26 protein-coding genes are annotated in these 26,244 nt (G+C 57.7%); 11 read left to right on the forward strand and 15 right to left on the reverse strand.

The genetic code is table 11. From position 1 onward, the window contains the following. Entirely contained in the window at positions 1 to 780 is a 780-nt protein-coding gene (gene budA, locus LQ945_RS06575) for an acetolactate decarboxylase (RefSeq protein ID WP_270102545.1), read from the reverse strand. Between the two features lie 437 nt (positions 781 to 1,217). Between budA and LQ945_RS06580 the strand changes: the two genes are divergently transcribed. Further along, positions 1,218 to 2,120 carry a LysR family transcriptional regulator gene (locus LQ945_RS06580; protein ID WP_269936183.1) on the forward strand — a complete coding sequence of 301 codons (903 nt, stop codon included), beginning with the start codon at positions 1,218 to 1,220 and terminating at the stop codon, positions 2,118 to 2,120. Here LQ945_RS06580 and eutC read toward each other — a convergent pair. Both eutC and LQ945_RS06590 read right to left on the reverse strand, forming a co-directional pair. Then, positions 2,099 to 2,890: an ethanolamine ammonia-lyase subunit EutC gene (gene eutC, locus LQ945_RS06585; protein ID WP_270102546.1), complete on the reverse strand. Its 792-nt coding sequence runs from the start codon at positions 2,888 to 2,890 to the stop codon at positions 2,099 to 2,101. The two genes, LQ945_RS06580 and eutC, sit on opposite strands and share 22 nt — an antisense overlap. Beyond that, complete coding sequence (locus LQ945_RS06590; protein ID WP_270102547.1) at positions 2,887 to 4,272, reverse strand: ethanolamine ammonia-lyase subunit EutB; 1,386 nt, start codon at positions 4,270 to 4,272, stop codon at positions 2,887 to 2,889. The genes eutC and LQ945_RS06590 overlap by 4 nt, the downstream gene beginning before the upstream one ends. A gap of 211 nt (positions 4,273 to 4,483) precedes the next feature. Between LQ945_RS06590 and LQ945_RS06595 the strand changes: the two genes are divergently transcribed. Then, the gene (locus tag LQ945_RS06595) at positions 4,484 to 5,032 is read left to right on the forward strand and encodes a nucleotidyltransferase family protein (protein WP_270102965.1); all 549 of its coding nucleotides are present in this window, start codon (positions 4,484 to 4,486) and stop codon (positions 5,030 to 5,032) included. Between the two features lie 59 nt (positions 5,033 to 5,091). Continuing rightward, positions 5,092 to 5,568: a FlxA-like family protein gene (locus tag LQ945_RS06600; RefSeq protein WP_044552765.1), complete on the forward strand. Its 477-nt coding sequence runs from the start codon at positions 5,092 to 5,094 to the stop codon at positions 5,566 to 5,568. Position 5,569: 1 nt separating this feature from the next. Here LQ945_RS06600 and LQ945_RS06605 read toward each other — a convergent pair whose 3' ends face one another. Continuing rightward, entirely contained in the window at positions 5,570 to 6,490 is a 921-nt protein-coding gene (locus LQ945_RS06605; RefSeq protein ID WP_270102548.1) for a LysR family transcriptional regulator, read from the reverse strand. 96 nt (positions 6,491 to 6,586) lie between these two features. Here LQ945_RS06605 and LQ945_RS06610 point away from each other — a divergent pair, with 96 nt between their 5' ends. After that, a complete protein-coding gene (locus LQ945_RS06610) occupies positions 6,587 to 7,579 on the forward strand; it encodes a bile acid:sodium symporter family protein (RefSeq protein WP_044552767.1) in 993 nt (330 codons plus the stop codon). A 34-nt stretch (positions 7,580 to 7,613) separates the two neighbouring features. Here the strand turns inward: LQ945_RS06610 and LQ945_RS06615 are convergent, their stop codons facing one another. The 3 genes from LQ945_RS06615 to zipA all read right to left on the reverse strand — a co-directional run bounded on the left by LQ945_RS06615 (position 7,614) and on the right by zipA (position 10,927). After that, the gene (locus LQ945_RS06615; RefSeq protein WP_020827985.1) at positions 7,614 to 7,829 is read right to left on the reverse strand and encodes a DUF3820 family protein; all 216 of its coding nucleotides are present in this window, start codon (positions 7,827 to 7,829) and stop codon (positions 7,614 to 7,616) included. Continuing rightward, on the reverse strand, positions 7,829 to 9,850 hold the full coding sequence (gene ligA, locus LQ945_RS06620; RefSeq protein ID WP_270102549.1) for an NAD-dependent DNA ligase LigA: 2,022 nt from the start codon (positions 9,848 to 9,850) through the stop codon (positions 7,829 to 7,831). The genes LQ945_RS06615 and ligA overlap by 1 nt, the downstream gene beginning before the upstream one ends. 78 nt (positions 9,851 to 9,928) lie before the next feature. Continuing rightward, complete coding sequence (gene zipA / locus LQ945_RS06625) at positions 9,929 to 10,927, reverse strand: cell division protein ZipA (protein WP_044552770.1); 999 nt, start codon at positions 10,925 to 10,927, stop codon at positions 9,929 to 9,931. 221 nt (positions 10,928 to 11,148) lie between these two features. On the opposite strand from zipA, the gene cysZ reads away from it, so the two are divergent. After that, the gene (cysZ, locus tag LQ945_RS06630; protein ID WP_044552771.1) at positions 11,149 to 11,910 is read left to right on the forward strand and encodes a sulfate transporter CysZ; all 762 of its coding nucleotides are present in this window, start codon (positions 11,149 to 11,151) and stop codon (positions 11,908 to 11,910) included. A gap of 184 nt (positions 11,911 to 12,094) precedes the next feature. Next, positions 12,095 to 13,063: a cysteine synthase A gene (gene cysK, locus LQ945_RS06635; RefSeq protein WP_044552772.1), complete on the forward strand. Its 969-nt coding sequence runs from the start codon at positions 12,095 to 12,097 to the stop codon at positions 13,061 to 13,063. A 138-nt stretch (positions 13,064 to 13,201) separates the two neighbouring features. On the opposite strand, the gene LQ945_RS06640 is transcribed toward cysK, so the two are convergent. Next, a complete protein-coding gene (locus LQ945_RS06640) occupies positions 13,202 to 13,351 on the reverse strand; it encodes a hypothetical protein (protein ID WP_020827990.1) in 150 nt (49 codons plus the stop codon). Between the two features lie 107 nt (positions 13,352 to 13,458). Here LQ945_RS06640 and ptsH point away from each other — a divergent pair, with 107 nt between their 5' ends. Genes ptsH through crr form a run of 3 tightly spaced genes read left to right on the forward strand, consistent with a single transcriptional unit; the run spans position 13,459 to position 16,049 of the window. Beyond that, positions 13,459 to 13,716, forward strand: coding sequence for a phosphocarrier protein Hpr (gene ptsH, locus LQ945_RS06645; protein WP_004936458.1), 258 nt, complete (start codon positions 13,459 to 13,461; stop codon positions 13,714 to 13,716). A 46-nt stretch (positions 13,717 to 13,762) separates the two neighbouring features. After that, positions 13,763 to 15,490, forward strand: coding sequence for a phosphoenolpyruvate-protein phosphotransferase PtsI (gene ptsI, locus LQ945_RS06650; RefSeq protein ID WP_020827991.1), 1,728 nt, complete (start codon positions 13,763 to 13,765; stop codon positions 15,488 to 15,490). A 49-nt stretch (positions 15,491 to 15,539) separates the two neighbouring features. Continuing rightward, a complete protein-coding gene (crr, locus tag LQ945_RS06655) occupies positions 15,540 to 16,049 on the forward strand; it encodes a PTS glucose transporter subunit IIA (RefSeq protein WP_037424016.1) in 510 nt (169 codons plus the stop codon). A gap of 84 nt (positions 16,050 to 16,133) precedes the next feature. Here crr and LQ945_RS06660 read toward each other — a convergent pair whose 3' ends face one another. Next, positions 16,134 to 17,450, reverse strand: a complete 1,317-nt coding sequence (locus tag LQ945_RS06660; RefSeq protein ID WP_270102550.1) for an ATP-binding protein — start codon at positions 17,448 to 17,450, stop codon at positions 16,134 to 16,136. Between the two features lie 5 nt (positions 17,451 to 17,455). After that, positions 17,456 to 18,136: a response regulator transcription factor gene (locus LQ945_RS06665; protein ID WP_020827993.1), complete on the reverse strand. Its 681-nt coding sequence runs from the start codon at positions 18,134 to 18,136 to the stop codon at positions 17,456 to 17,458. A gap of 174 nt (positions 18,137 to 18,310) precedes the next feature. Here LQ945_RS06665 and LQ945_RS06670 point away from each other — a divergent pair, with 174 nt between their 5' ends. Both LQ945_RS06670 and LQ945_RS06675 read left to right on the forward strand, forming a co-directional pair. Next, entirely contained in the window at positions 18,311 to 19,504 is a 1,194-nt protein-coding gene (locus LQ945_RS06670; protein WP_270102551.1) for an efflux RND transporter periplasmic adaptor subunit, read from the forward strand. A gap of 2 nt (positions 19,505 to 19,506) precedes the next feature. After that, positions 19,507 to 21,456 carry a MacB family efflux pump subunit gene (locus LQ945_RS06675; RefSeq protein WP_270102966.1) on the forward strand — a complete coding sequence of 650 codons (1,950 nt, stop codon included), beginning with the start codon at positions 19,507 to 19,509 and terminating at the stop codon, positions 21,454 to 21,456. A gap of 3 nt (positions 21,457 to 21,459) precedes the next feature. On the opposite strand, the gene cysM is transcribed toward LQ945_RS06675, so the two are convergent. From cysM to LQ945_RS06700, 5 genes are all read right to left on the reverse strand, one after another. Then, positions 21,460 to 22,341: a cysteine synthase CysM gene (gene cysM / locus LQ945_RS06680; RefSeq protein WP_182824438.1), complete on the reverse strand. Its 882-nt coding sequence runs from the start codon at positions 22,339 to 22,341 to the stop codon at positions 21,460 to 21,462. Positions 22,342 to 22,425: 84 nt separating this feature from the next. Next, positions 22,426 to 23,514: a sulfate/thiosulfate ABC transporter ATP-binding protein CysA gene (gene cysA / locus LQ945_RS06685; RefSeq protein ID WP_044552777.1), complete on the reverse strand. Its 1,089-nt coding sequence runs from the start codon at positions 23,512 to 23,514 to the stop codon at positions 22,426 to 22,428. Then, complete coding sequence (gene cysW, locus LQ945_RS06690) at positions 23,504 to 24,379, reverse strand: sulfate/thiosulfate ABC transporter permease CysW (RefSeq protein ID WP_044552778.1); 876 nt, start codon at positions 24,377 to 24,379, stop codon at positions 23,504 to 23,506. The genes cysA and cysW overlap by 11 nt, the downstream gene beginning before the upstream one ends. Then, on the reverse strand, positions 24,379 to 25,209 hold the full coding sequence (gene cysT / locus LQ945_RS06695) for a sulfate/thiosulfate ABC transporter permease CysT (RefSeq protein ID WP_020827999.1): 831 nt from the start codon (positions 25,207 to 25,209) through the stop codon (positions 24,379 to 24,381). Before cysT ends, cysW begins: the two co-directional genes overlap by 1 nt. Next, positions 25,209 to 26,231 (reverse strand): sulfate ABC transporter substrate-binding protein, encoded by a 1,023-nt coding sequence (locus tag LQ945_RS06700; protein WP_044552780.1) that lies wholly within the window; start codon positions 26,229 to 26,231, stop codon positions 25,209 to 25,211. Before LQ945_RS06700 ends, cysT begins: the two co-directional genes overlap by 1 nt. Positions 26,232 to 26,244 lie beyond the last annotated feature (13 nt).

A 26,244-nucleotide genomic window follows, 5' to 3' on the forward strand; every position in this document is an offset into this window, starting at 1 on the left:
TTAACCCTCGGCAGAACGAATTGCGCTATCCAAATCCTCGGGACAGAGGTTGGCGCGCAGAAAATCCGCATCATGCGGCAGTTGAAGATTGAGGCGGGTGATCACGCCAAATTGCAGGCGACCATGATCAAGTTGGTAATCCAGCACGTGACCGCCACCGTTGCGATCGTCGGTGACAAAGTGCTCGTGATAACCGGCCACGCCAACGCCCTGCATATAATCAGGCGAACGGAAGCCCACCAGGGTGCCCTGACGTCGCTGGAAGGCGAAGGTCGGCTGCTCTTCTATCGCCTCCAGCATCGGACGATAAGGCCGCTCTTGGCGCGGCACGGTGCGGGTTTCCACATGGCTGAACTCGCCGTCGACCCGCAGCGCGCAGAACAGGTTCGGCGAAGCCACCTGCTCATCGATGCACTGGTGCAACTGCGCCTTGGTGATCGGACGGTCGAAGTGTTGGGTGACGCTAGGTTGGAAAAAGGTGACAACGGCAAACGGGGTTTTCTGCTGCAAGCTGGCCGGTCGTGCGCTACCGTCGGCGCGCAACTGGTGAATTTCCTGGTCGAAGGCGATCAGCTCACCGTCGAGGTGATTGAACGTTCCCAGGCCAAAGTTGCCGTGTTTGAGCAATTCGGCAATGGTGACCTCCCCTTCGTAAACGCCGCTGATTAATGCGCTCATCAGCGAGATTTGATAGATCTCGCCCTCCCCAACGCTCAGCGACTGCCTGGCAAACCCTTGCGCCAAATGCTGCGCGCAGGAACACCCTTGGTCTTCGTTCATAACTTCTCCTCCACCAGCGCGGAGTGAAATGCCCCGCGCGTTCAAAAATGCCCACCCGAAGGTGAACAAAGATGTCGCCGGCAACGCGTTCAGGTGGAACGATTCAGCCAACGGCGACAAAAAAACCGGCACGGCAGGCCGGCGATGCCCAATGTCAACAACGGTTTAGATTCACTAATCATTGTTGGTAAACAGGGCATCAATTTGAACGGTTAATCTGGTGTTGAAGTCATCATCAATACCGCAGGCGCACAGCGGTGCCTGAGGGAAATACTGTATTTAAAGTTCTAAAAACCGCGAGTTTTATACGTTTTTTCTCTGTGCGGCAGGGGGAACGGCACGCCATCGCTTTCCGTAAGCCCGAAAAAAGAGTAGCCGCATTGCGACGGACGGAGAACCTGGTATTCATAAGAAACGCTTTTGCATATAATGCAAAGATGAATGACGCCCGCTATGTTGAACATCTGCCGATATTTCTCGAGGTGGCCCTGTTGGGCAGCTTCTCCGCCGCCGCTCGCAAGCTGGGAAGGGTGCCTTCTTCGCTGGTGCGCCACATTGATGCGCTGGAAAACGCCCTGGACACTACGCTGTTTATCCGTTCCACGCGGGGTCTGATGCTGACGGATGCGGGTGAAAGGCTGCAGGCGCGAGCAAGCACGCTGCTGACGGATATCACCGACATCCGCGCCGAACTGGCTTCGTGGAATGACATGCCGCAAGGCACGCTGCGTATCAGCTGCCTGCCCACCTTCGGCAAAACCTATATCCTGCCGCTGTTGCCGACGCTGGCTGAACGCTACCCGCAATTGTTTGTCGACCTGGATTTGACCGAACGCCAAACCGATCCGACCCAGGAACTGTTGGATGCCGCCATCCGCATCGGCGAACAGAAAGACAGCGGGCTGTATGCCAGCCGCATAGCGACCCAGCGCTGGGTGATGTGCGCCAGCCCTGATTATATTGCCCGTTACGGACAGCCGGCCGACCTCAATGCGTTGCCGCAACATCGGCTGATTGCCCGCTACCATAAGCAACAACCGGCCTGTTGGGCGCAAATCCTCAGCGTTCCGCTGATGAGCCGCTGCAGCATGGTGCTGCGCTGTGACGACTTTACGGCTCAGCGCCAGGCGGCGCTGCTGGGGCTGGGGCTCACCTTTTTGCCCAACTGGGTGGTTGGGCCGGATATTCAGGCCGGCCGCTTGCTGCAGGTGTTGGAAGACCCTCGCCAGGAGCAACAGGGCATTTACCTGTTACGCCCGGTGGCGAAGGTGTCCGCTCGGCTGAACCTGTTTATTACTCTGTTAAAACAAAGCATCGGTCAGCCGCCGAGCTGGGAGTAGCGCGGGGAAACCCGCCCCTGCAGCGCCGGGTTGTCACTTTCGTCTTTCAGTTCCACCCCGGTCAGTCGACGCTGGAAAGCCTGCTCCAGCAGCCAGGCCAGTTTAAACGCCGCCTGTGGGTGATCGAGGCCTTCCGGACGCACGTTGGAGATACAGTTGCGCTCCGACTCGCGCCGCCGGGTGTTCGGCCCCCAGGTGAGGTAAATACCGAGGCTGTCCGGCGACGATAAGCCCGGCCGCTCGCCGATCAACATCGCCACCGCTCTGGCCTGCAAACACTCGCCGATATCATCCCCCAGCGCGACCCGCGATTGGTGTGCCAATACCACTGGGGCAACCGAAAGCCCCAGCTCATCGAGATAAGGTCGCAGCGCCTGCAACAAAGGTAGCGCCTGACGGTGCACTGCCTTGGAGGACAAGCCGTCCGCCACCACCAGCAGCAGATCGGCCGGTTTTTCCGGCAGGCCCAGCAGCAGGCTGCGGCTGTCGGGAGCCAAACGCCGCCCGAGATCCGGCCGCCGGAGATAGGCGGTGCGATCGGCGGCCTGACTGTGCACCGTCAAGGTTTGCCAACCTTGCTCCTGCAAGGTCCCGGCCAGCGTATCGCTATCAAACGGCTGATGTACCGCATCACGCGCTTGCGCATGCGCCAAGCCGAATTTAAGCAACTCCTCCGTAGGCAGGCTGGAGCCGGTACGCCCCAATGCAATGCGCGCATCGGTAAAGGCGCGCAATGCGTCCCAACGGTTAACGTGCACCGGTTTGCTCATCGATTCTCTCCCTGCAACGCCAGTAACAAGGGGTGATTGGCGGCGGTATCACGCAGTTGGCCTCGTTCGTCGGTAATCTGCATTTTGGTCAGCCAGTCGGCAAACTCCGGCGCGTGTTTCAGCCCCAACAATTCGCGGATATACAACGCGTCGTGGAATGAAGTGCTTTGATAATTGAGCATGATGTCGTCCGCGCCCGGCACGCCAATCAGGAAGGTCAGCCCGGCGGTGGCCAACAGCGTCAGCAGCGTGTCCATGTCGTCCTGATCCGCCTCCGCGTGATTGGTGTAACACACGTCGCACCCCAGCGGCAGCCCGAGTAGCTTGCCGCAAAAATGATCCTCCAATCCGGCACGGATAATCTGTTTACCATCGTACAGATATTCCGGGCCGATAAACCCGACCACGGTGTTGATCAACAGCGGGGAGAAATGACGTGCCACCGCATAGGCCCGCGCTTCGCAGGTTTGCTGATCGACACCGTGGTGCGCATTGGACGACAAACAGCTGCCCTGCCCGGTTTCGAAATACATGACGTTATTGCCTAACGTGCCGCGATTGAGGCTCAGTGCCGCCTGCTGCGCTTCCGCCAGCAGCGCCAGATTGATGCCGAACCCCTGATTGGCCGCTTCGGTACCCGCGATCGACTGGAACACCAAATCCACCGGCGCACCACGCTCCATCAGCCGCAGCGTATTGGTCACATGGGTCAGCACGCAGGATTGCGTCGGAATGGCGAAGCGCTGGATCACATCGTCCAGCATGTAATTGAGCTTTTCCAACAGCGGCAAGCTGTCGCTGGCCGGATTGATCCCCACCACCGCGTCGCCGCTGCCATACAGCAGGCCGTCAAGCATACTGGCGGCAATGCCCTGCAGGCTGTCGGTAGGATGATTCGGTTGCAACCGCACGCTAAGCCGCCCCGGCAGGCCGAGGGTATTGCGAAAACGCGTGATGACCCGGCACTTCTTCGCCACCAGGATAAGATCCTGATTGCGCATCAATTTACTCACTGCCGCCGCCATTTCCGGTGTAATACCGGCAGCCACCCGTGCCAGCATCGCGCTGTCCGCCTGCTCGCTCAGGAGCCAATCGCGGAAATCCCCCACCGTCAGGTGCGATATCGGCGCAAAGGCCAGCGCATCGTGGCTATCGACAATCAGCCGTGTGACCTCATCTTGTTCATAGGGCACCAGCAGCTGCTGGAGGAAGGTTTTCAGCGGTACATCCGCCAATGCGATGCGCGCCGCCATGCGTTCTTCTGCGCTATCCGCCGCCAGCTCCGCCAGATAATCGCCGGAACGTGCCGGTGACGCCTTGGCCAACAACTGGCGTAAATCTCTGAAACGGTAGCTGCGCCGGCTAAGCGTGGCCTGATACATAGCGCCCCCTGTTCTGCCCTGAATGGTCGGTGGAAGTTGCAAACCCTGTACCAAGTGTAGCCAGTCGGGGCGCGAAATTATTTTTTGTCGAAAATCAGCCGATTAACGCTCCCGCCGGGCGGTCCGCACCTGAGCAAGGCGCACTAAAATCATGCACGGCATTTCGCCTGCGGGCGCTTCGGGTTACAGTAGCCGCAACAAAGGAGAGGTAATGACCCGGCAGCAGAAAATTATCCAATGGTTACAGCAAGATGATGAAAGAATGATGGCTTTGCGCACTGCGCGACGCCTCGGGCTGAATGACTGGTGCCTGGGGGCCGGTTTTGTGCGCAATCTGGTCTGGGACCAACGCCACGGTTACGCTACGTCTACGCCGCTCAACGACATCGACGTGATCCATTTCGACCCACAGCGCCCGGAGGCGGAACGTGACCACATGCTGGAAACGCGGCTGCAAGAGTGGCTGCCACAGCCCTGGTCTGTGAAAAACCAGGCGCGTATGCATTTGCGTAGCGGTCGAGCCCCTTATCGCAATAGCGAAGACGCCATCAGTTTTTGGACCGAGGTGGAAACGGCAGTAGGTGCCCGCCTGAATGCGGACGACAGCATCACGCTGGTAGCGCCGTTAGGTCTCGAAGGGCTGTTTGCTGACACCATCACCTACAATGCCAAAAACGGTGACATCGACGCCTATGAACAGCGGGTCGCCAGTAAAGGATGGCTGCAGCGCTGGCCGCGCTTGCGGCAAATCCGTCAGTAAAGTTTTCCCGCAGAATGCCGATACCCTGAGCAGCCGCATTCAGACTCAGGGAGAGTATTATGTCGACCAGCATTACCATGATTGTTCCGGTGAAAAACACCGTACCCGGCGTCAGCAACGTTTTTAGTGCCCCCGGGAATAAGGGCCAGGTGCTGATGGCCAAGCCGGTGCATCAGCAGCCTGAAGGCGACAAATCCAAAGAAACCCAACAGGCTGGCGCTGGCGATCGGGTTAATCTTTCCGACAGCAGCGCTTCGGCACGGATCAAGGTGCTGAACAAACAAATTCAGGCTCTGCAACAAAAGCTGGTGGATCTGAAGGATTCGGACAGCGATCCCAAAGAGATAGAAAAGCAGAAACAGCTGATTCAGGCGCAGATCAAAATGCTGCAGGCCGAGATCGCGCGCATTCAAAAAGAAGAGATGGAAAAACAGCAGGCCGAGCAGATGGCTAAAGCCAACGAGAACATTGCCTCCGCCAAGGGCGACGGCATCAACCGCCCGACGGCCGCCAATGCCGTGGATGTGTATATCTGACTCAGTAGTCCGCTTGCTGTCGGCGCTGTTGCTGCAGTAACGCCGCCTGCTGCGCCACCACCTGCCAGATAACTTCTGCCGCCGGGGTCAGCGAGCGATTTTTACGCCGCACCAACATCAGCGCGCGGTTTATTTCCGGCACCAGCCGACGCACCTTCAATTGCCCCCCTTCCGGCAGCGGTAACGCCAGCGCCGGAAAAATACTGATGCCGATACCTGCCGCCACCATCGGGAACAGCGTCGCCGGGTGGCCAATCTCCTGCACCACCTTCGCCTCCACCCCTTGCTGACGCAGCGCGCTGTCAATCAGCGGCCGACTGCCGGAGGCATAATCCTGCAGCACCAGACGACTGCCGTTCAGCGCCGACCAGTGCACCTCGGCCAGCCCGGCGAAGGGATGATCGTTACGACACAGCAGCAGGAAGGGTTCATGCAGGATAGGCTCGCAGTCCAGATCCACGACCTGTACCGGATCCACCACGATGCCAAAATCCACCTCGGCGTTGCGAATGCTGTGCAGAACCTGCTGTTGTGCCTGGTCGCGAAGCATAATGCGAATATCCGGGTACTGTTTTTCCCCTGCCGCAATACACTGCGGCATCAGGTGAGCGGAGATGGTTTGGCTGGAGGCCACCCGCACCGTACCGCTCCGCTGCACGCCGAAGCTGCGTGCATCCAGCAATGACGACTGCAGCTCATCCAGCAAGCGCTCGACGCGGTTGGCCAGCCGCTGCCCGGCGTCGGTCAGCACCACTTCTCGGGTCGTGCGATCGAGCAGGCGAACGCCGACCTCCGCCTCCAGCTCTTTCACGCTGTGGCTGACCGCCGACTGAGTCAGGCCAATGGCCTCACCGGCGCGGCTGAAACTGCGATGGCGGGCGATGGCGACAAAAACCCTGAGCTGCTTAATCGAGTAATTCATGTTTTTTATTCATAAATGAATTAAATAAATCAATTTAATTATTATATCCCGCCGCGCGACAATGGGCGCATTGATTTTTCATCCGAGTATGCCGCCATGAGATTCTTGCCCGATCGCTTTACCCTGACGTTGATCGCCACCGTGCTGCTGGCTTCGTTCCTGCCGGCGCGCGGCGAGTTCGTCGGCTGGCTGAATGCGTTGACCATCGCCGCCATCGCCCTGCTGTTCTTTATGCACGGCGCCAAGCTGTCGCGCGAAGCCATTCTGGCCGGCAGCAACAACTGGCGGCTGCACCTGTGGGTGATGTTCAGCACCTTCATTATTTTCCCGGCGCTGGGCGTACTGTTTAAATGGTGGTCGCCGGTCAACGTCAGTCCGGAGCTGTATTCCGGTTTTATTTATCTGTGCATTCTGCCCGCCACCGTGCAATCGGCCATCGCCTTTACTTCATTGGCGGGCGGCAACGTGGCGGCGGCGGTGTGCAGCGCTTCGGCCTCAAGCCTGCTGGGGATTTTCGTTTCGCCCCTGCTGGTCGGGCTGCTGATGAACGTTCACGGAGAGACCGGCAGCCTGCAGCAGGTGGGTTCCATCGTCCTGCAGCTGTTAGTGCCCTTTGTGGCCGGTCACCTGTCGCGCCCGCTGATTGGCAAATGGATTGAACGCAACCGCAAGCTGATCGGCAAGACCGATCAGACCTCGATCCTGTTGGTGGTTTACGCGGCCTTCAGCGAAGCCGTTACGCACGGTATCTGGCATCAGGTCGGTCTGGGATCGCTGGTGTTTATCGTGGTGGGTAGCCTGGTGCTGCTGACGATCGTGCTGGTGGTGAACACTTACATGGCGCGCTGGCTGGGCTTTAGTAAAGCCGATGAGATAACCATCGTGTTCTGCGGTTCGAAGAAAAGCCTGGCGAACGGTATCCCAATGGCCAATATCCTGTTCCCGGCCGCTACCGTGGGGATTATGGTGTTGCCGCTGATGGTGTTCCACCAGGTCCAGCTGATGACCTGCGCCGTGCTGGCACGCCGCTATCAAAAGAAACAGCAGGAAAAACAGGCGGTGCCAAACGCCGAAACGGCGCGGGGATAATCAAACGGGCGCGACGATTGCCGCGCCCGGCCACTCAGCTTTTCTTCAGCGGCTTGACCAGGTGGTCGAGCCCTTCGATTTTAATCGCCAGCGTCATTTCCATCAGCATGCCGAGCTTGCCGTTCGGGAACTCCCCCTTGCGGGCAAACCACAGCAGGTATTCCTCGGGCAGGTCAATCAGCACCCGCCCTTGGTATTTGCCGAATGGCATCACGGTATTGGCGATTTCCAGCAGGTTCTCTTTTTCCATCAGGCACCCAACAGGCGGATCATTTCCGCTTCGTCGATCACCGCAATGCCCAGTTCCTGCGCCTTCACCAGCTTGGAACCGGCCGCTTCCCCGGCAATCACCAGGTCGGTTTTCTTCGAGACGCTGCCGCTGACCTTGGCACCCAACGCCGTCAGGCGATCTTTGGCTTCATCACGTGAAAGCTGGCTCAGCGAGCCCGTCAGCACCACGGTTTTGCCGGCAAACGGGCTGTCGATCTCGTCCGCCACTATCACCACCGGTGCCGGCCAGGTGATGCCGATTTCGTCGCTGACCAGTTCATTGATGACCTTCTGGTTAAGCTCTTCGTCAAGGAAATGACGCGTGTGCTTCGCCACGATTTCCCCCACGTCCGGCACTTCTTTCAGCGCTTCGATATCCGCCGCGAACAGCTTCTCCAGCGTGCCGAAGTGCGCCGCCAGATTGGCGGCCGTTGCTTCGCCGACCTCACGAATGCCCAACGCATACAGGAAACGGGCGAAGGTGGTTTGCTTGGACTTCTCCAGCGCGTTGACCAGATTCTGTGCCGATTTCGGCCCCATGCGATCCAACCCGGTCAGAATACCGGCGGACAGGCGGAACAGATCCGCCGGATCCTTGACGTACTCTTTTTCCACCAGCTGTTCGATGATTTTGTCGCCCATGCCGTCAACGTCCAACGCTCTGCGGGAAACGAAATGCTTCAGTGCCTCTTTGCGCTGCGCTGCACAAATCAGCCCGCCGGTGCAGCGAGCCACCGCTTCGCCTTCCACCCGTTCGACGTCGGAACCGCATACCGGACAGTGTTGCGGGAATACGATTTCACGCGCATCCGCCGGGCGACGATCGGCCATTACCCCCACCACCTGTGGGATCACGTCACCGGCGCGGCGCACGATCACCGTGTCGCCAATACGCAGGCCCAGACGTTCAATTTCGTCGGCGTTATGCAGCGTGGCGTTGCTGACAATCACCCCGGCAACCAGCACCGGCTCCAGACGCGCCACCGGGGTAATCGCCCCGGTACGGCCCACCTGGAACTCCACCTCGCGCACCTGGGTTATCTGTTCCTGTGCCGGGAATTTGAACGCCGTCGCCCAGCGTGGCGCACGCGCCACAAAGCCAAGCGTTTCCTGCAGGTCAATATCGTCGATCTTCACTACCACACCGTCGATATCAAAACCGAGCTGCGCGCGGTCCTGCTCGACCTGACGATAAAACGCCAGGACTTCGTCGCTGCCGGTACAACATTTGGCGCGATCGCTGACCGGCAGGCCCCACTCTTTGAACTGCATCAGACGCTGCCAGTGGCTGCGCGGCAAGTCGCCCCCTTCCAATAGGCCAACGCCATAGCAGAAGAAGGTCAGAGGCCGCTTGGCGGTGATACGCGGATCAAGCTGACGGATCGAACCGGCGGCGGCGTTACGCGGGTTGGCGAAGATCTTGCCTTCTTTGCGACGCGCCTCTTCATTCATCTGTTCAAAACCGGCCTGCGGCATAAAGACTTCGCCGCGCACTTCCAGGCGACGCGGGATGTTGTCACCGGTCAACCGCAGCGGAATGGCGCGGATGGTACGCACGTTGGAAGTAATGTTTTCACCGGTGGTACCGTCACCGCGCGTGGCCGCGCGCACCAGCTCGCCCTCTTCGTACAGCAGGCTGACCGCCAGACCGTCCAGCTTCAGTTCACAGCAGAAGGTCAGCGGATCGCTGCTCTTCAGGCGATCCTGCACCCGCTTGTAGAACGCCAGGAAGCTCTCTTCGTCAAAAACGTTGTCCAGCGACAGCATCGGCACTTCATGGCGTACCTGATCGAACGCCGCCAAAGGGGCCGCACCCACGCGCTGGGTGGGAGAGTCGGCGGTGATCAACTCAGGATGTGCGCTTTCCAGCTCGCGCAGTTCACGCATCAGGCGATCGTATTCCGCATCCGGCACTTCCGGCGCGTCCAGTACATGATATTGATATTCATGATGGCGCAGTGAGGTTCGTAGTTGATTGATTTGTTGGATTATCGATTCCATGGCTCACCATCAAAGATAAAAAACCCCCGGCAGGCGGGGGCTTTGTTGTTACGGATGTTCAGTGCGCGTAGCAGCCGTTTAGTCGTTGTTATCCAACACTTCACGAATGCGCGCTTTGTAGGTTTCCAGCTTCTGCGGGGTCATCATGCGGCGCTCGTCATCCAGCACCACACCACCCACGTCGTCGGCGATCCGCTGTGCCGATTGCAGCATCAGCTTGAAGTTCTGATTAGCGTCGCCATACGACGGCACCATCATGAACATCGAGACGCCCGGCGTTGAGAAATCGGACATCATCTCAGGATCAAAGGACCCTGGTTTGACCATATTCGCCAGGCTAAACAGCACAGGACCGCTGCCCGCAGGACTGATATGGCGATGGAAAATGCCCATTTCGCCAAACTGGAAGCCCGCTTGCAGCACGCTCTGCAGCAGAACTTCGCCGCCGATCACGCCACCCTGATGTGCGGTAACATGCAGCACCAGTACGGTTTCTTTCAGTTTTGCCGGTTTAACGGCAGCAGGTGCAGGCTGAGGCTCGTGCACCACCGCTGGCTTCTCTTCCGGCTGTGGCTGATGAGCAGGTTCGGCGTGGAACGCCGGCTCCGCTGCATGCGCCACTGGCGGCAGATCGTCAACGCGCGGTTCACGGCGCGGCGCAGGCTGCTGCGGCTCGTCGTCTTCATCCTGCGCGTAGTTGTCCAGCAGGATGTCATCATAATCCGGTCGCTGAGACAGCGGTGGCGGAGACTGATGAGCAGCCGGTTGAACGGCACGCGGTGCTGGCTCAGCCGCCGGAGCGGGCTTGTGCGCAACCACGGGTTCTTCGCGAGCGGCATCAAAATGACCAAAGGACGGCTCATCTTGCGGGTGAGCGGAGCGTACACGCACCTCTCCCACGCCTTCATCGAGATCGTCGATCGGGGATTGTTCACGTTCCTTTTTGGAACGTTTGGCTGGGCGATCGCGAAAAAGCGATGAGCGTTCCTTACGACTGGTCCAAAGACCGTGCAATAACAACGCTATTATGGCGATCGCGCCAACAACGATTAATATCAGACGCAAATCCTGCATCATTGCTATCTCTGTTGTTCCAATACATTGCCACCGCGGCAAACATTCACTCTTTAACTCTATTTGCCCAAGCACACAAGTGCAAGTCCGTGCTGAACTTTATGCCAATAAAGATGATTATTCTGCCTTTTTTTGCTGTTTTTTCAGCCAATGTCACCCTAGCCAGTAGAAAATCATCCCGATATGATAGCGATGCCTGTTCAGACAAAGAGATAACTTAAGATATGTCCTATTCGCAGTCACCTTCTCACTCCACCAGCGGCTTTCATTATTTCGCCGAAGGCTGGCGCCTGATTTCGCGCCCGGGGATTAAACGCTATGTCGTCTTGCCGTTACTGGTCAACGTGCTGTTGATGGGATCCGCCTTCTGGTGGCTGTTCAGTCAGCTTGGCGACTGGATCCCCAGCATGATGAGCCATGTGCCGACCTGGCTGCAGTGGCTCAGCTATGTCCTGTGGCCGCTGGCAGTGATTTCCGTGCTGTTGGTGTTCAGCTATCTGTTCAGCACCATTACCAACCTGATTGCCGCCCCGTTCTGTGGCTTGCTGGCCGAACAGCTGGAAGGCAGCCTGACCGGCAAACCGCTGCCGGATACCGGCATTTTTGGCATTGTGAAAGATCTGCCGCGCATTATGGCGCGCGAATGGCGCAAGCTGGCCTACTACCTCCCGCGCGCGCTGGTGCTGTTGATACTCTATTTCATCCCGGGCATCGGCCAAACGGTGGCGCCGGTGCTGTGGTTCCTGTTCAGCGCCTGGATGCTGGCCATCCAGTATTGTGACTACCCGTTCGATAACCATAAGGTCAGCTTCGCCGATATGCGCCGCGCGCTGCGCCAGCATAAAACCGACAACCTGCAGTTTGGCGCCATGGTCAGCCTGTTCACCATGATCCCCATCCTTAACCTGGTGATCCTGCCGGTCGCGGTTTGCGGTGCCACCGCCATGTGGGTCGATCGTTATCGCCCACAATTCGTCCGTTCCTGAGCCGTTTTATTGGCCGCATTACGATTAATTCTTCGACAGGGCGCGCAATTTGCGCCCTTATCCTTGTGCTTAAAACTTATTTCCTAATAACATATAGATATACCAATTCTTTACTTCCCTGCCGGTACTGTTAGCGTATGCTTTCGACGTTCCCCACATTTTTCATAGAGTTAAAGGACGGGCTATGAGCAAGATATATGAAGACAACTCATTAACAATCGGCCATACGCCGCTGGTTCGTCTGAACCGTATCGGCAACGGACGCATTCTGGCCAAGGTTGAATCACGCAACCCCAGCTTTAGCGTTAAATGCCGCATCGGTGCCAATATGATTTGGGACGCAGAAAAGCGTGGCATTTTGGTCGCCGGTAAAGAATTGGTGGAGCCGACCAGCGGCAACACCGGCATCGCTCTGGCGTTCGTCGCCGCGGCGCGTGGCTACAAGCTGACGCTGACCATGCCGGAAACCATGAGCATCGAACGCCGCAAGCTGCTTAAGGCGCTGGGTGCCAACCTGGTGCTGACCGAAGGCGCAAAAGGCATGAAGGGCGCGATCGCCAAGGCGGAAGAAATCGTCGCCACCGATCCGAACCGTTACATCATCCTACAGCAGTTCAGCAACCCGGCTAACCCGGCGATCCACGAACAAACTACCGGCCCGGAAATCTGGGACGACACCGATGGCGAAGTTGACGTCTTCATTTCCGGCGTCGGTACCGGCGGCACGCTGACCGGTGTCAGCCGCTACATCAAAAACACCAAAGGCAAGGCGATCACCACCGTGGCGGTGGAGCCTACCGACTCGCCGGTTATCACCCAGGCGCTGGCCGGTGAAGAAATCAAACCGGGCCCGCACAAAATTCAGGGCATCGGCGCAGGCTTTATTCCCGGCAACCTGGATCTCGATCTGGTGGACCGCGTGGAACAAATCACCAACGACGAGGCCATCAGCATGGCGCGCCGTCTGATGGACGAAGAAGGCATTCTGGCAGGTATTTCCTCCGGTGCAGCAGTGGCCGCAGCGGTGAAATTGGCCGAAGAACCGGCATTCGCCGACAAAACCATCGTGGTGATTTTGCCGTCTTCCGGCGAACGTTATTTGAGCACCGCCCTGTTCGCCGATTTGTTCACCGAGCAAGAACTGCAACAGTAGTGCCAGCCGTGCATAAATCGCTAAAAAAGCACCTTTCGGGGTGCTTTTTTGTGGGCTGGATCAAAGTTTATAGCAGTCAAAGATTGATTTTACCCGTCAGCTTTAGTATTTAACGGTGCATTATTTCGATGCGCAAAATTAATCGCCCTTCATTTCTTGTTTAGGCTGAATCGATTTACTCATTTGTCGCTGATGCGTTAAACACGGCATAATGAAGCGCGGATTGAAACGACGGCGGAAGCCAAATTTTTTGATCTGAAGTGCCAAACTCGTCGTTTTCTGTTGCATCAATGCTCGCCCCTGTACCATAGTCAGGCGCTAACCAGACAAGCTAAAGTCATACCCTTGGGCTAAACTTTAGCTCCACGACACACCAATAAGTTGGGGAAACATCAATGTTCCAGCAAGAAGTTACTATTACCGCTCCGAATGGTCTGCACACTCGCCCTGCCGCTCAGTTCGTTAAAGAAGCCAAAGGCTTCACTTCTGACATCACCGTGACCTCTAACGGGAAAAGCGCCAGCGCCAAAAGCCTGTTCAAACTGCAAACTCTGGGGCTGACTCAAGGGACCGTAGTGACCATCTCCGCTGAAGGTGAAGACGAGCAGAAAGCCGTTGAGCACTTGGTAAAACTGATGGCAGAGCTTGAGTAATCGGCCCGTCTTCTTAGTTAACACCAGTCAAGAGTAAGGTAGGGTTATGATTTCAGGCATTTTAGTATCACCGGGTATCGCTTTTGGTAAGGCTCTCCTACTGAAAGAAGATGAAATTGTCATCAACCGGAAGAAAATCTCTGCAGATGATGTAGAGCAGGAAGTCTCACGTTTCCTTGCTGGCCGCGCCAAAGCGTCCGAGCAGTTGGAAGCGATCAAGACCAAAGCTGGCGAAACCTTCGGCGAAGAGAAAGAAGCTATCTTCGAAGGCCACATCATGCTGTTGGAAGACGAAGAGCTTGAGCAGGAAATCATAGCCCTAATCAAAGATGAGTTGGCTTCTGCAGACGCTGCGGCCTACACCATCATCGAAGGCCAGGCGAAAGCACTGGAAGAACTCGACGATGAATACCTGAAAGAGCGTGCGGCCGACGTACGCGACATCGGTAAACGCCTGCTGCAGAACATTCTGGGCCTGGCTATCGTCGATCTGAGCGCCATCCAGGACGAAGTTATCCTGGTCGCTACCGATTTGACCCCGTCTGAGACCGCACAGTTGAACCTGGACAAAGTGCTGGGCTTCATCACCGATCTCGGCGGCCGGACTTCCCACACCTCCATCATGGCTCGCTCCCTGGAATTGCCGGCAATCGTAGGCACCAGCGACGTGACCAAGCAGGTGAAGAACGACGACTATCTGATTCTGGATGCGGTTAACAATAAAATTTACGTTAACCCGACCGCTGACGTTATCGATCAGCTGAAAGCCGAACAGAACCAGTACGTCACCGAGAAAAACGATCTGGCCAAGCTGAAAGATCTGCCGGCGATTACGCTGGACGGTCATCAGGTTGAAGTCTGTGCCAACATCGGTACCGTGCGCGACGTCGCCGGTGCAGAGCGCAACGGCGCTGAAGGTGTCGGCCTGTATCGTACCGAATTCCTGTTCATGGACCGCGATTCACTGCCGACCGAAGACGAGCAGTTCCAGGCTTATAAAGCCGTTGCGGAAGCCATGGGCTCACAGGCCGTGATCGTCCGCACCATGGACATCGGCGGCGACAAAGACCTGCCGTACATGAACCTGCCGAAAGAAGAGAACCCATTCCTCGGCTGGCGCGCGATTCGTATCGCCATGGACCGCAGAGAAATCCTGCACGCGCAACTGCGCGCCATCCTGCGCGCTTCCGCGTTCGGCAAACTGCGCATCATGTTCCCGATGATCATTTCCGTGGAAGAAGTCCGCGATCTGAAAGGTGAAATCGAGACGCTGAAGGCGCAGCTGCGTGAAGAATCCAAGGCCTTTGACGAGACCATTGAAGTGGGCGTAATGGTGGAAACACCGGCCGCGGCAGTGATTGCTCATCACCTGGCGAAAGAAGTCGACTTCTTTAGTATTGGGACAAACGATCTAACCCAGTATACTCTGGCGGTAGATCGCGGCAATGAGCTGATTTCTCATCTCTATAACCCGATGTCCCCATCAGTGCTTGGCCTGATCAAACAGGTTATTGATGCATCTCATGCAGAAGGCAAGTGGACCGGTATGTGCGGTGAACTGGCTGGCGATGAGCGTGCTACACTGTTGTTATTGGGCATGGGGCTGGATGAGTTCAGCATGAGTGCGATTTCAATCCCGCGCATCAAGAAAATTATTCGTAATACTAATTTCGAAGATGTGAAGGCGTTGGCAGCGCAAGCCTTGGCACAGCCAACGGCGCAAGATCTGATGAATTGCGTGAATAAATTCATCGAAGAAAAGACGCTCTGCTAAACTTCCACGACACTGGAACGCCGCCCAATTTAATGCTTAGGAGAAGATCATGGGTTTGTTCGATAAACTGAAATCTCTGGTTTCTGATGACAAGAAAGACACGGGCACTATCGAGATCGTAGCTCCACTTTCTGGCGAAATCGTTAATATCGAAGATGTGCCTGACGTAGTATTTGCTGAAAAAATCGTTGGCGACGGTATTGCCATCAAACCTACCGGCAACAAAATGGTTGCCCCGGTTGACGGTACTATCGGTAAAATTTTCGAAACCAACCATGCTTTCTCTATCGAATCAGACAGCGGCATCGAGCTGTTTGTCCACTTCGGTATCGACACCGTTGAACTGAAAGGCGAAGGCTTCAAACGCATCGCTGAAGAAGGCCAGCGCGTCAAGAAAGGTGACGTCGTTATCGAGTTCAACCTGGCCCTGCTGGAAGAGAAAGCCAAGTCTATCCTGACGCCGGTGGTTATCTCCAACATGGACGAGATCAAAGAGCTGATCAAACTGTCCGGTAACGTGACCGTTGGTGAGACCCCAATCATCCGCATCAAGAAGTAATTGCGAATGAGATAAGAACGGCGCCCCTGGCGCCGTTTTTTTATGTCTGTCGTGCAAGCATGCAGCGCCCCTGGGAGCCGTTACTCAATTCCAACGTGGAATGCGCAGGGTAATCACCAGACCTTCCTGTTCGCCGTTGCGTGCCTCAACCTGCCCGCCGTGTGCCAGCACCACCTTGCGGGTGATCGCCAGTCCCAGCCCGTAACCCTTGCCCGACATCGACGATTTTACCCTGACGAACGGATCAAAGATGCTGGAGAGCTTCGACTCTTCCACCCCAGGCCCCTGATCGCTGACCTCTATTTGGAACAGTTGGTCGATTCGCGTCAACACCACCGTCACCCGCTGACCATGGCTGGAGAAACGTAACGCGTTACGCACGATATTATCCACCGCGCGCCGCATCAGCTCGGCATTGCCCTTGACGGTATACTCCACGTCCGAACTGGCCTGCAGCACGATCTCGACGCCAGGGATCTGCGCTTCGTAACGCGCGTCGCTCACCACCGCATCCACCAGCCCGTACAGATCGAAGTACTCTTCATCCGGCAGACTGTTGTTCTCGGCACGTGACAGCGCCAGCAGTTCGCCAATCATTTTGTCCAGCCGCCCCGCTTCATGCTCAATGCGTTGCAGCGAGTTCTCGACGTTGCCTTCATTTTGCCGTGCCAGGCCAATGGCCAACTGCAACCGGGCCAGCGGCGAACGAAGTTCGTGCGAGACATCGTGCAGCAGTTGCTCGCGGGCGCTGACCAACAGCTCCAGCCGCTCGGCCATGCTGTCAAAATCACGCGCCACTTCAGACAGTTCATCATGCCGCCGGCGCATCGCCGGGAACAAACGTACCGATAAGTCGCCCTGGGCTACGCGGTCAAAACCGTCGCGCAGCTTGCGCATCGGCCGGGTCAGGTTCCAGGCCAGCACCGTGCTGAACAGCAACCCCGCCAGCCCGCCGACCCAAAGCATCGGCATAGGGATATTGAATAGGTGCGGACGCCGGTTCGGGCTGTATTCTTCCCGCAGCGCGCGCATGTCGTAACTCAGCAGGTAGCCAGCCCCCCCTTCTCCCGCCACCCATGCAGTGACTTCTTTAAGCCTGCGACGGCCTTCAAATACCGGCTCCTCCGGTGCAGGCGGCTGAGCCATTGGCGTGACGGACAGCAAGCGCCGATCGCCATCCGGCCAGTCTTTCAGCATGGCGTTCAATGCCGGCATCCCGCCATTACGCAACTGCGTGGCGGCCGATGTCAGTTGAAGCGTGACCGCCCGGCGGGCCATCGCATTTTCCGGCGGCTCATAGCGATCGCCATACAAAGAAAAAGCGACCCACAGCGCCTGGGTCATGATGATAAACGTCAGCCAGAAGCCGAGCAGGATTTTCCAGAACAGTCTTCCGCGCATGGCCATTATCGGATGCGGTAGCCGATGCTGCGCACCGTTTCAATGCTGAGCGCGTTATCCGTCAACGCCCCCAACTTCTGGCGAATGTTGCTGATATGAACGTCAACACTGCGGTCATAGGCTTCGCGCGGGCGCCCTAACCCTTTTTCCGACAGCTCGTCTTTCGATACCACCCGCTCGGGCGCGCGCAGCAACAGCTCCAGCAAGTTGAATTCGGAAGCGGTCAGATCGAAAGGTTTACCGCGCCATTCGCTGCTGCGGGTCGATGGATTGAGGGTCAGCTCACCGAAGTTAATGGCAATTTCGTCGTCCACTTCTTCCGGACGCTCGTCGAAACGACGCAGCACCGCACGCAGGCGCGCCACCAGCTCACGGGGGTAGCATGGCTTGGGCATATAGTCATCGGCGCCCATTTCCAACCCGATAACCCGATCGATATTGTCGCCTTTTGCCGTCAGCATAATGATTGGCATTCGACTCTTTTTACGCACGTCGCGCAATACGTCGATGCCGCTCATGTCCGGCAGCATGATGTCGAGGATCATCGCGGTGTAGTCACCTGATAACGCACCTTCCACGCCCGCCTTGCCGGTCAGCACCAGCGTGGCGTTGAACCCTTCGCCAGTCAGGTATTCACTCAGCATGGTGCCGAGTTCGAGGTCATCATCGACCAATAAAATTTTCATGCCTTACTCCTTCGCGGATTTTCGCCATTTTCACGCCTATTTGCCTGCTTCGCAGCCGGTTTTACTCAATCCTTACATATTCCTGAAGGCCACTTAACCGCAGCCCGGTCGACGGCGCGCTAAATTAGTGCAACAGAATTTCGTCACGCTTTTATGTCAGGGAAGCTTATCGTCATGCCATCGTTTCAACGCGTTAAACGCTATCGGGTGCCCACTGTTATTGTGGCTGCTATCGCCCTATTTCTCTACTTCCGATCCCACGACGCTACAGAAACGCCGCGGTATATCACTGCGGTAGCGCAAACCCGTGACCTGGAACAAACGGTGCTGGCGGACGGTACGATAGAAGCGCAAAAGCAGGTTAGCGTGGGCGCTCAGGTGTCGGGCCAGATAAAGGCCCTGTACGTGACGCTGGGCGACAAAGTGCATAAAGGCCAGCGAGTGGCTGAGATTGATGACTTAACCCAGCAGAACGCCCTGAGGGATGCAGAAGCGGCCTTAAAAAACGTTCAGGCGCAGCGCGCGTCCAAAATGGCGGCGCTGCGCAACAATCAGCTGGTTTATCAGCGCCAGCAGGCCATAGTGGCGCGCGGCGTCGGTGTGCAAGCTGATTTGGACAGCGCCCAGGCCGCGCTGGTAGCCACCCGCGCCGACATCAACGCGCTGGATGCGCAGATTATTCAGGCGCAAATCGCGGTCAACACCGCGCAGGTAAACCTCGGTTACACCAAAATCACCTCACCGATCGACGGCACCATCGTCGCGTTACCGGTAGAGGAAGGCCAAACGGTGAACGCAGTACAGAGTGCGCCGACCATCGTTAAAGTCGCCCAGTTGGCTACCATGACTGTCGAAGCGCAAATATCCGAAGCCGACGTGGTCAAGGTGAAAGCCGGCATGCCGGTCTATTTCACCATCCTCGGCGAACCGGGCAAGCGATACAGCACCCAGCTGCGGGCCATAGAGCCGGCACCGGACTCGATCAACGACGAAACCACCTCGACCAGCACCAGCAGTTCCAGCAGCACTTCCAGTTCCAGCACCGCGATTTACTACAACGGCCTGTTCGATGTGGCAAACCCAGATGGGGCACTCCGCATCTCAATGACCGCGCAGGTGTATATCGTGCTGGCCAAGGCGGAAAATGCCGTGGTGATCCCCGCTACCGCCTTGCAGGGGGAGTGGGTACAGGTGGTCGATAGCCAGGGCAATATCGCCCGCCGTCCGGTCAAGGTCGGCATCAATAACAACGTCGACGCACAGATCATCAGCGGCGTATTGGCCGGCGAGAAAGTGATTGTCAGCCAGGTCAATGCCGCGACCCAAAGCACCCCACGGCGCATGGGTCCACCGCCGATGGGGATGTGATGATGAACCTACCGCCTCTGCTGCAGCTGCGCGGCATCAGCCGCCGTTTTCAGGCCGGTGAACAAAACGTCACCGTGCTGAACAATATCAATCTCACCATTGCCCAAGGTGAAATGGTGGCGATCGTGGGCTCCTCCGGCTCCGGCAAATCAACCTTGATGAACCTTCTCGGCTGTCTCGATCGCCCAAGCGAGGGGGATTATCAGGTGGCCGGCCGCAGTACCTCTCAGCTGGATCGCGACAGCCTGGCCGAACTGCGCCGCGAACATTTCGGTTTTATCTTTCAGCGCTATCATCTGCTGGGAGATCTTAGCGCCCAAGGCAACGTGGAAGTCCCGGCGGTGTATGCCGGCCATGCGCGCGGCGCACGTCGACAACGCGCCGCCGATCTGCTGCAAAGGCTCGGCCTGGCGCAACGGTTGAATTATCGTCCCAGTCAGCTCTCCGGTGGCCAACAGCAACGCGTCAGTATCGCTCGCGCCTTGATGAACGGCGGCGAGGTGATTCTGGCGGACGAACCCACTGGCGCACTGGACAGCCACAGCGGGCAAGAAGTGATGAGCATCCTGAAAGACCTGCACACTCGCGGCCACACGGTGGTGATTGTCACTCACGATATGCAGATTGCCGAACATGCTCAGCGCATCATTGAACTTAGCGACGGCGAGATTATCGCCGACCGGCAGAAAACCACCCAAACCGTCGCACGTCTGCCGAAAACGCCGGATAGCGCCGTCAACCGCTGGCGATCCCAACGAGATCGCCTGTACGAAGCATTCAAAATGGCACTGCTGGCGATGGCCTCCCAACGCCTGCGCACCCTGCTGACCATGCTCGGCATCATCATCGGCATCGCCTCGGTGGTGTCGGTGGTGGCGCTGGGCAAGGGCTCTCAACAGCAGGTGCTGGCCAACATCAACGCCATGGGCACCAGCACGCTGGAGGTCTATCCGGGCAAAGATTTCGGCGATATGCGTTCTGCTGCAGTGCAGACGCTGCGGGCCACCGACGCCGATGCGCTGGCGCAGCAGGGCTACGTGCACAGCGTCACGCCGACCGTTTCAAGCAGCACCACCTTCCGCTATGGCAATCAGTCGGTCAGCGGCACGGTCAATGGCGTCGGTGAGCAGTATTTCCTGGTGCGCGGTTACAGCATCGACAGCGGCATGGCGTTTAACCGCCAAAGCGTCGACCAGTTGATGCAGGAAGCGGTGATTGACGAAAACACCCGCAACAAACTGTTTCCTCAGGGGGGCAACCCGCTTGGCGAAGTGATCCTGCTCGGCTCGCTGCCGTGCCGCATTATCGGCGTCGCCGCCAAAAAACAGAGCGGCTTCGGCAGCGACGAAACCCTTAACGTCTGGATCCCCTACACCACCGCAATGAAACGCATGCTGGGCCAGAGCTACCTGAAAAGCATCACCGTGCGGGTTAACGACGATATCGATCTCACCAGCGCCGAAGACGGCGTGACCCGTCTGCTGAGCCAGCGCCATGGTGGCAAGGACTTCTTTGTGATGAATACCGACAGCATTCGCCAGACCATTGAGAAAACCACCGCCACCCTGACGCTGCTGGTGTCGATGATCGCATTGATTTCCCTGGTGGTTGGCGGGATTGGGGTGATGAATATCATGTTGGTGTCGGTCACCGAACGCACCCGCGAAATCGGCGTGCGTATGGCGGTCGGTGCCCGCGCCAGCGACATCATGCAACAATTTTTGATTGAGGCAGTGCTGGTGTGCCTGCTGGGCGGCACTTTGGGGGTTCTGCTGTCGCTGGGGATCGGCGTGGTGTTCGGCCAATTCAGCGACAATTTCACGATGGTGTATTCCACCGAGTCCATCGTCGCCGCGTTTATCTGTTCGACGCTGATCGGGGTGATTTTTGGCTTCTTCCCGGCAAGACGAGCTGCCGGGATGGATCCGATACATGCGTTGGAAAGGGAGTAACCCTCAGCCGAAAACGCCGGTGGAGAGGTAACGATCGCCGCGATCGCAGATGATCGCCACAATAACGCTGCCCGGATTCGACGCCGCGATCCGCAGCGCACCGGCCACGGCACCGCCGGAGCTGACGCCGCAGAAAATGCCTTCGCGCTGCGCCAGCTGACGCATGGTCTGCTCGGCGTCGGTTTGCTCGATGTCCAGCACCTGATCCACCAGCTCCGGGCGGAAGATACCCGGCAGATAGGCCGGTGCCCAGCGACGAATACCGGGAATATTGCTGCCTTCCGCCGGTTGCAGGCCAATGATCTGCACCTGCGGATTTTGGCTCTTCAGGTAACCACCCACGCCGGTAATGGTGCCGGTGGTGCCCATGCTGGAGACAAAATGGGTGACCCGCTGCTGGCTCTGCTGCCAGATTTCCGGGCCGGTGGTGGTGAAGTGGGCGTAAGGATTGTCCAGATTGTTAAACTGATCCAGCACCTTGCCTTGCCCCTGATTCTGCATGTCCAACGCCAGATCACGCGCGCCTTCCATACCCACTTCCCGGCTGACCAGGATCAGCTCGGCCCCGTAGGCGCGCATCGCCGCCTGACGTTCCAGGCTCATGTTTTCCGGCATCAGCAGCGTCAAAGCGTAACCTTTCAACGCCGCGATCATCGCCAATGCAATGCCGGTATTGCCGCTGGTGGCCTCAATCAGCCGGTCACCGGGTTTTATCTCGCCGCGCAATTCCGCCTGCTGGATCATCGCCAGCGCGGCGCGATCCTTCACCGAGCCCGCCGGATTATTGCCTTCCAGTTTGACCCAAACCTCGCCGCCCAGCCCTGTGGCCAGACGTTGTAATTTTACCAGCGGGGTATTGCCGATGCATTGTTCGAGCGTTGTCACGTTCTTTGCCTGTGTGTTGAAGTGCGTAATGTAAAAAGGCAACCCCGGGGTTGCCTTTAAAATGATGTTGGGAGGTAAAAACTATCAGGCGCTTTTAGCTAACGCAACAGGTTGTAGCAACCGATCGCCGGCGTACAGGCGCGCATTCAGGCTGCCGACGTAATAACGGCCACCGCGAACCGGCGGCTCGTTGCCGTCGGGCAACACTACGCTGATAGGTTCCTGGTGCCAACCGATCGGCTGAACGGTCATCTGCCAGAAGTGGCCACGCGGACTGATCTCCAGCACCTGCACCGGCAACGGGCAGCGTTCGCTGCTCTCGGTGCCCACTTCCATTTCCCAAGGCCGCAGGAACAGATCCACCTTGCCCTGATGCATCGGCTGGAACGACAGCGGCCACTGGTGCGCGCCGACGAACAGCTGCGAGCCACGGATTTCTCCGCTCAGGCGGTTCACTTCGCCCATAAATTCCAGCACAAAGCGGCTGGCCGGTTCGCGGACAATTTCTTCCGGCGACCCTACCTGTTCAATATTGCCCTGGCTCATCACCACGATACGGTCGGCCACTTCCATCGCCTCTTCCTGATCGTGGGTGACGAACACGCTGGTAAACTTCAGTTCTTCATGCAGCTGTCGCAGCCACCGGCGCAGTTCTTTACGCACCTGCGCATCCAACGCGCCGAAAGGTTCGTCCAGCAGCAAAATCTGCGGCTCTACCGCCAGTGCACGAGCCAAAGCCACGCGTTGCTTCTGGCCGCCGGAAAGCTGTGACGGATAGCGGTTAGCCAAATGGCCAAGCTGCACCATCTCCAGCAGTTGGGTCACTTTTTGTTTGATTGCCGCGGCATTCGGACGTTCACGACGCGGCAGCACGCTCAGGCCAAAGGCAATGTTGTCGAACACGGTCATATGGCGGAACAGCGCATAATGCTGGAACACGAAACCCACCCGGCGATCGCGGGCATGCACATGGCTGACGTCGGTACCGTGGAAGCCCAGCTTGCCGCCGCTCTGGCTTTCCAGCCCGGCGATAATACGCAGCAGCGTGGTTTTGCCGGAGCCCGACGGCCCCAACAACGCCACCATCTCACCGGAGGCAATATCGAGCGAGATATCGTTCAATACCTTGGTACGACCGAAAAACTTGTTGATACCGTTAATCTCAATGCTCATGATTTTCCTCCCGCTCGAGACGTGCATTCTGACGTTCCAGACGCCATTGCAGGCCACTCTTCAAAAATAGGGTCACTATCGCCATCAGGGTCAGTAACCCGGCGGCGGTAAAGGAGCCAACAGTGTTGTAATCCTGTTGCAATAACTCGACCTGCAGCGGCAGGCTAAAGGTCTCGCCGCGAATAGAACCGGACACCACCGAGACCGCGCCGAATTCGCCAATGGCGCGCGCATTGGTCAGCACCACGCCGTACAACAGCGCCCAGCGAATGTTCGGCAACGTGACCCGGCGGAACATCTGCCAACCGGAAGCGCCCAGTAAAATGGCGGCCTCGTCTTCCTGGCTACCCTGGCTGAGCATCATCGGCACCAGCTCACGCACCACGAACGGACAGGTCACGAAAATGGTTACCAACACCATGCCCGGCCAGGAGAACATGATCTGGATATTGTGCGCGTCCAGCCAACCGCCCAGCAGGCCATTGCTGCCGTAAAACAGCAGGTAAATCAGCCCCGCCACCACCGGTGACACGGCAAACGGAATGTCGATCAGCGTCAGCAGCAGCTGGCGGCCCGGGAAAGTGAACCGCGTCACCAACCAGGCCAGCAAGGTGCCGAACACCAGGTTGAACGGCACGGTAATCAGGGCAATCAGTACCGTCAGCCAGATAGCGTGCAACATGTCGCGATCGACCAGATTGCTCCACATCGCGCCGGCGCCTTTGGAAAAGGCTTCGGCGAAAATCGAAATGATCGGCACCACCAGCAGCAATACCGAAAACAGCACGCCGATACCGATCAGCGTCCACTTGCCCCAATTGACGCGCGGGCGTTCGACGCCGTTGAACTCAGAGATATCCGCCATCAGTGCCCCCCGATGCGTCGGCCAAAGCGGCTTTGCAGAACGTTAATGCTGAACAGCAACAGCAGCGAAGCCGCCAGGATCACCGAGGCAATCGCACTGGCCGCCGGATAATCGAACTCCTGCAGGCGAACAAAAATCATCAGCGAGGTCACTTCCGTCTTCCAGGCGATGTTGCCGGCGATGAAAATCACCGCGCCAAATTCACCCAGGCTGCGGGTAAAGGAAATGGCCGTGCCGGCCAGCAGCGCCGGGGCCAGCTCCGGCATCACCACGCGGCGAAAGCTCTGCCAGCGGGTCGCGCCCAGGGTCTCTGCGGCCTCTTCATATTCGGGCCCCAGCTCTTCCAGCACCGGCTGAACGGTACGCACCACGAAGGGCAAACTGGTGAATGCCATCGCCACCGCGATGCCGAGCCAGGTGAACGTCACCTTGATGTCAAAATGCGCCAACCATTGGCCATACCACCCGGTGGTGGAAAACAGCCCCGCCAGCGTCAAACCGGCCACCGCCGTCGGCAGCGCAAACGGCAGGTCGATCAGGCCATCCAGCAGCGTACGTCCCGGAAAACGATAGCGAGTCAGGATCCAGGCCATCAGCATGCCGAACACTGCGTTAAACAGGCTGGCGACGCCCGCCGCCAGCAGCGTGACCTTATAGGCCGCAACCACCTGCGGGTTGGAAACCACTTCCCAATATTGCGCCAGGCTCATCTGCGCCAGTTGCATCACCAGTGCGCTGAGCGGCAGCAGCAGGATCAGGCAAGTGTAAAACAGGCTGCTTCCCAGACTGAGACCAAACCCAGGCAGAACCCGTTTGCTGGACAACAACATTACTTATGCCCTGCCGCTAACAGTTGATCCAACTCGCCACCGGTAGAGAAATGCGTCTTCATCACCTGCGGCCAGCCACCAAACTGATCTTCTACACGGAACAGTTTGGTCTGTGGGAATTGGCCCTTCGCGGCCGCCATCGCCTGCTTGTCATACACGCGATAGTAGAAGCTGGTGATCACCTGCTGCGCAGCCGGGCTGTAGAGGTAATTCAAATAATCTTTGGCGGCCTGTTCAGTGCCGTTTCTTTCCACGTTTTTGTCGACCCAGGCGACCGGGAACTCCGCCAGAATATCGACCGGCGGTACGATCACCTGATACTTGTCCTCGCCATACTGCTTGCGGATATTGTTCACTTCCGACTCAAAACTGATCAGCACGTCACCCAAGCCACGTTCCACAAAAGTGGTGGTCGCCCCGCGACCGCCGGTGTCAAACACCAGCACGTTTTTCAGGAAACGGGTCATAAAGGCGCGGGTTTTGGCCTGATCGTTGCCGTCAGCCTGGTTGGCGGCTCCCCAGGCAGCCAGATAGGTATAACGGCCGTTGCCGGAGGTTTTCGGGTTCGGGAACACCAGCTTCACATCGTCGCGCACCAAATCGTTCCAGCTATGGATGCCTTTTGGGTTGTCCTTGCGCACCAGGAAAGCCATGGTGGAATAGAAAGGTGAGCTGTTGTTCGGTAAACGAGCCTGCCAGTCCGCCGGGATCAGTTGGCCGCGATCGTGCAGGATCTGCACGTCGGTCACCTGGTTGTAGGTCACTACGTCGGCACGTAACCCCTGTAATATCGCCAGCGCCTGCTTGGAAGAGCCGGCGTGAGATTGTTTGATGGTCAGCTTGTCGCCCGGATGCTGCTGGTTCCACTGCTGTTCAAAACCCGGGTTCAACGCGGTAAACAATTCACGGGAAACGTCATAGGAGCTGTTCAGCAGTTCAGCGGCCGAAACGGTACCGCTGGCTAACAGCGCCGCCGCCAACCATCCTTTCAGCATGAAATTTTTAACCCGTGTTTGTTTCATTGTGCACCTTATA

Origin of the sequence: Serratia liquefaciens (genome assembly GCF_027594825.1) — a bacterium.
GTDB lineage: Bacteria > Pseudomonadota > Gammaproteobacteria > Enterobacterales > Enterobacteriaceae > Serratia > Serratia liquefaciens_A.

What these genes read in the sequence shown, in the direction of transcription:
- ptsH (WP_004936458.1), top strand. Translation starts at nt 13,459, where the DNA reads ATGTTCCAGCAAGAAGTTACTATTACCGCTCCGAATGGTCTGCACACT.
- LQ945_RS06595 (WP_270102965.1), top strand. Translation starts at nt 4,484, where the DNA reads ATGACCCGGCAGCAGAAAATTATCCAATGGTTACAGCAAGATGATGAA.
- LQ945_RS06580 (WP_269936183.1), top strand. Translation starts at nt 1,218, where the DNA reads ATGAATGACGCCCGCTATGTTGAACATCTGCCGATATTTCTCGAGGTG.
- LQ945_RS06615 (WP_020827985.1), bottom strand. Translation starts at nt 7,829, where the DNA reads ATGGAAAAAGAGAACCTGCTGGAAATCGCCAATACCGTGATGCCATTC.
- cysZ (WP_044552771.1), top strand. Translation starts at nt 11,149, where the DNA reads ATGTCCTATTCGCAGTCACCTTCTCACTCCACCAGCGGCTTTCATTAT.
- ligA (WP_270102549.1), bottom strand. Translation starts at nt 9,850, where the DNA reads ATGGAATCGATAATCCAACAAATCAATCAACTACGAACCTCACTGCGC.
- cysT (WP_020827999.1), bottom strand. Translation starts at nt 25,209, where the DNA reads ATGTTGTTGTCCAGCAAACGGGTTCTGCCTGGGTTTGGTCTCAGTCTG.
- LQ945_RS06670 (WP_270102551.1), top strand. Translation starts at nt 18,311, where the DNA reads ATGCCATCGTTTCAACGCGTTAAACGCTATCGGGTGCCCACTGTTATT.
- cysA (WP_044552777.1), bottom strand. Translation starts at nt 23,514, where the DNA reads ATGAGCATTGAGATTAACGGTATCAACAAGTTTTTCGGTCGTACCAAG.
- LQ945_RS06665 (WP_020827993.1), bottom strand. Translation starts at nt 18,136, where the DNA reads ATGAAAATTTTATTGGTCGATGATGACCTCGAACTCGGCACCATGCTG.
- LQ945_RS06660 (WP_270102550.1), bottom strand. Translation starts at nt 17,450, where the DNA reads ATGCGCGGAAGACTGTTCTGGAAAATCCTGCTCGGCTTCTGGCTGACG.
- ptsI (WP_020827991.1), top strand. Translation starts at nt 13,763, where the DNA reads ATGATTTCAGGCATTTTAGTATCACCGGGTATCGCTTTTGGTAAGGCT.
- LQ945_RS06605 (WP_270102548.1), bottom strand. Translation starts at nt 6,490, where the DNA reads ATGAATTACTCGATTAAGCAGCTCAGGGTTTTTGTCGCCATCGCCCGC.
- cysK (WP_044552772.1), top strand. Translation starts at nt 12,095, where the DNA reads ATGAGCAAGATATATGAAGACAACTCATTAACAATCGGCCATACGCCG.
- LQ945_RS06610 (WP_044552767.1), top strand. Translation starts at nt 6,587, where the DNA reads ATGAGATTCTTGCCCGATCGCTTTACCCTGACGTTGATCGCCACCGTG.
- LQ945_RS06675 (WP_270102966.1), top strand. Translation starts at nt 19,507, where the DNA reads ATGAACCTACCGCCTCTGCTGCAGCTGCGCGGCATCAGCCGCCGTTTT.
- cysW (WP_044552778.1), bottom strand. Translation starts at nt 24,379, where the DNA reads ATGGCGGATATCTCTGAGTTCAACGGCGTCGAACGCCCGCGCGTCAAT.
- LQ945_RS06590 (WP_270102547.1), bottom strand. Translation starts at nt 4,272, where the DNA reads ATGTATCAGGCCACGCTTAGCCGGCGCAGCTACCGTTTCAGAGATTTA.
- LQ945_RS06700 (WP_044552780.1), bottom strand. Translation starts at nt 26,231, where the DNA reads ATGAAACAAACACGGGTTAAAAATTTCATGCTGAAAGGATGGTTGGCG.
- zipA (WP_044552770.1), bottom strand. Translation starts at nt 10,927, where the DNA reads ATGATGCAGGATTTGCGTCTGATATTAATCGTTGTTGGCGCGATCGCC.
- LQ945_RS06640 (WP_020827990.1), bottom strand. Translation starts at nt 13,351, where the DNA reads ATGCAACAGAAAACGACGAGTTTGGCACTTCAGATCAAAAAATTTGGC.
- crr (WP_037424016.1), top strand. Translation starts at nt 15,540, where the DNA reads ATGGGTTTGTTCGATAAACTGAAATCTCTGGTTTCTGATGACAAGAAA.
- LQ945_RS06600 (WP_044552765.1), top strand. Translation starts at nt 5,092, where the DNA reads ATGTCGACCAGCATTACCATGATTGTTCCGGTGAAAAACACCGTACCC.
- eutC (WP_270102546.1), bottom strand. Translation starts at nt 2,890, where the DNA reads ATGAGCAAACCGGTGCACGTTAACCGTTGGGACGCATTGCGCGCCTTT.
- budA (WP_270102545.1), bottom strand. Translation starts at nt 780, where the DNA reads ATGAACGAAGACCAAGGGTGTTCCTGCGCGCAGCATTTGGCGCAAGGG.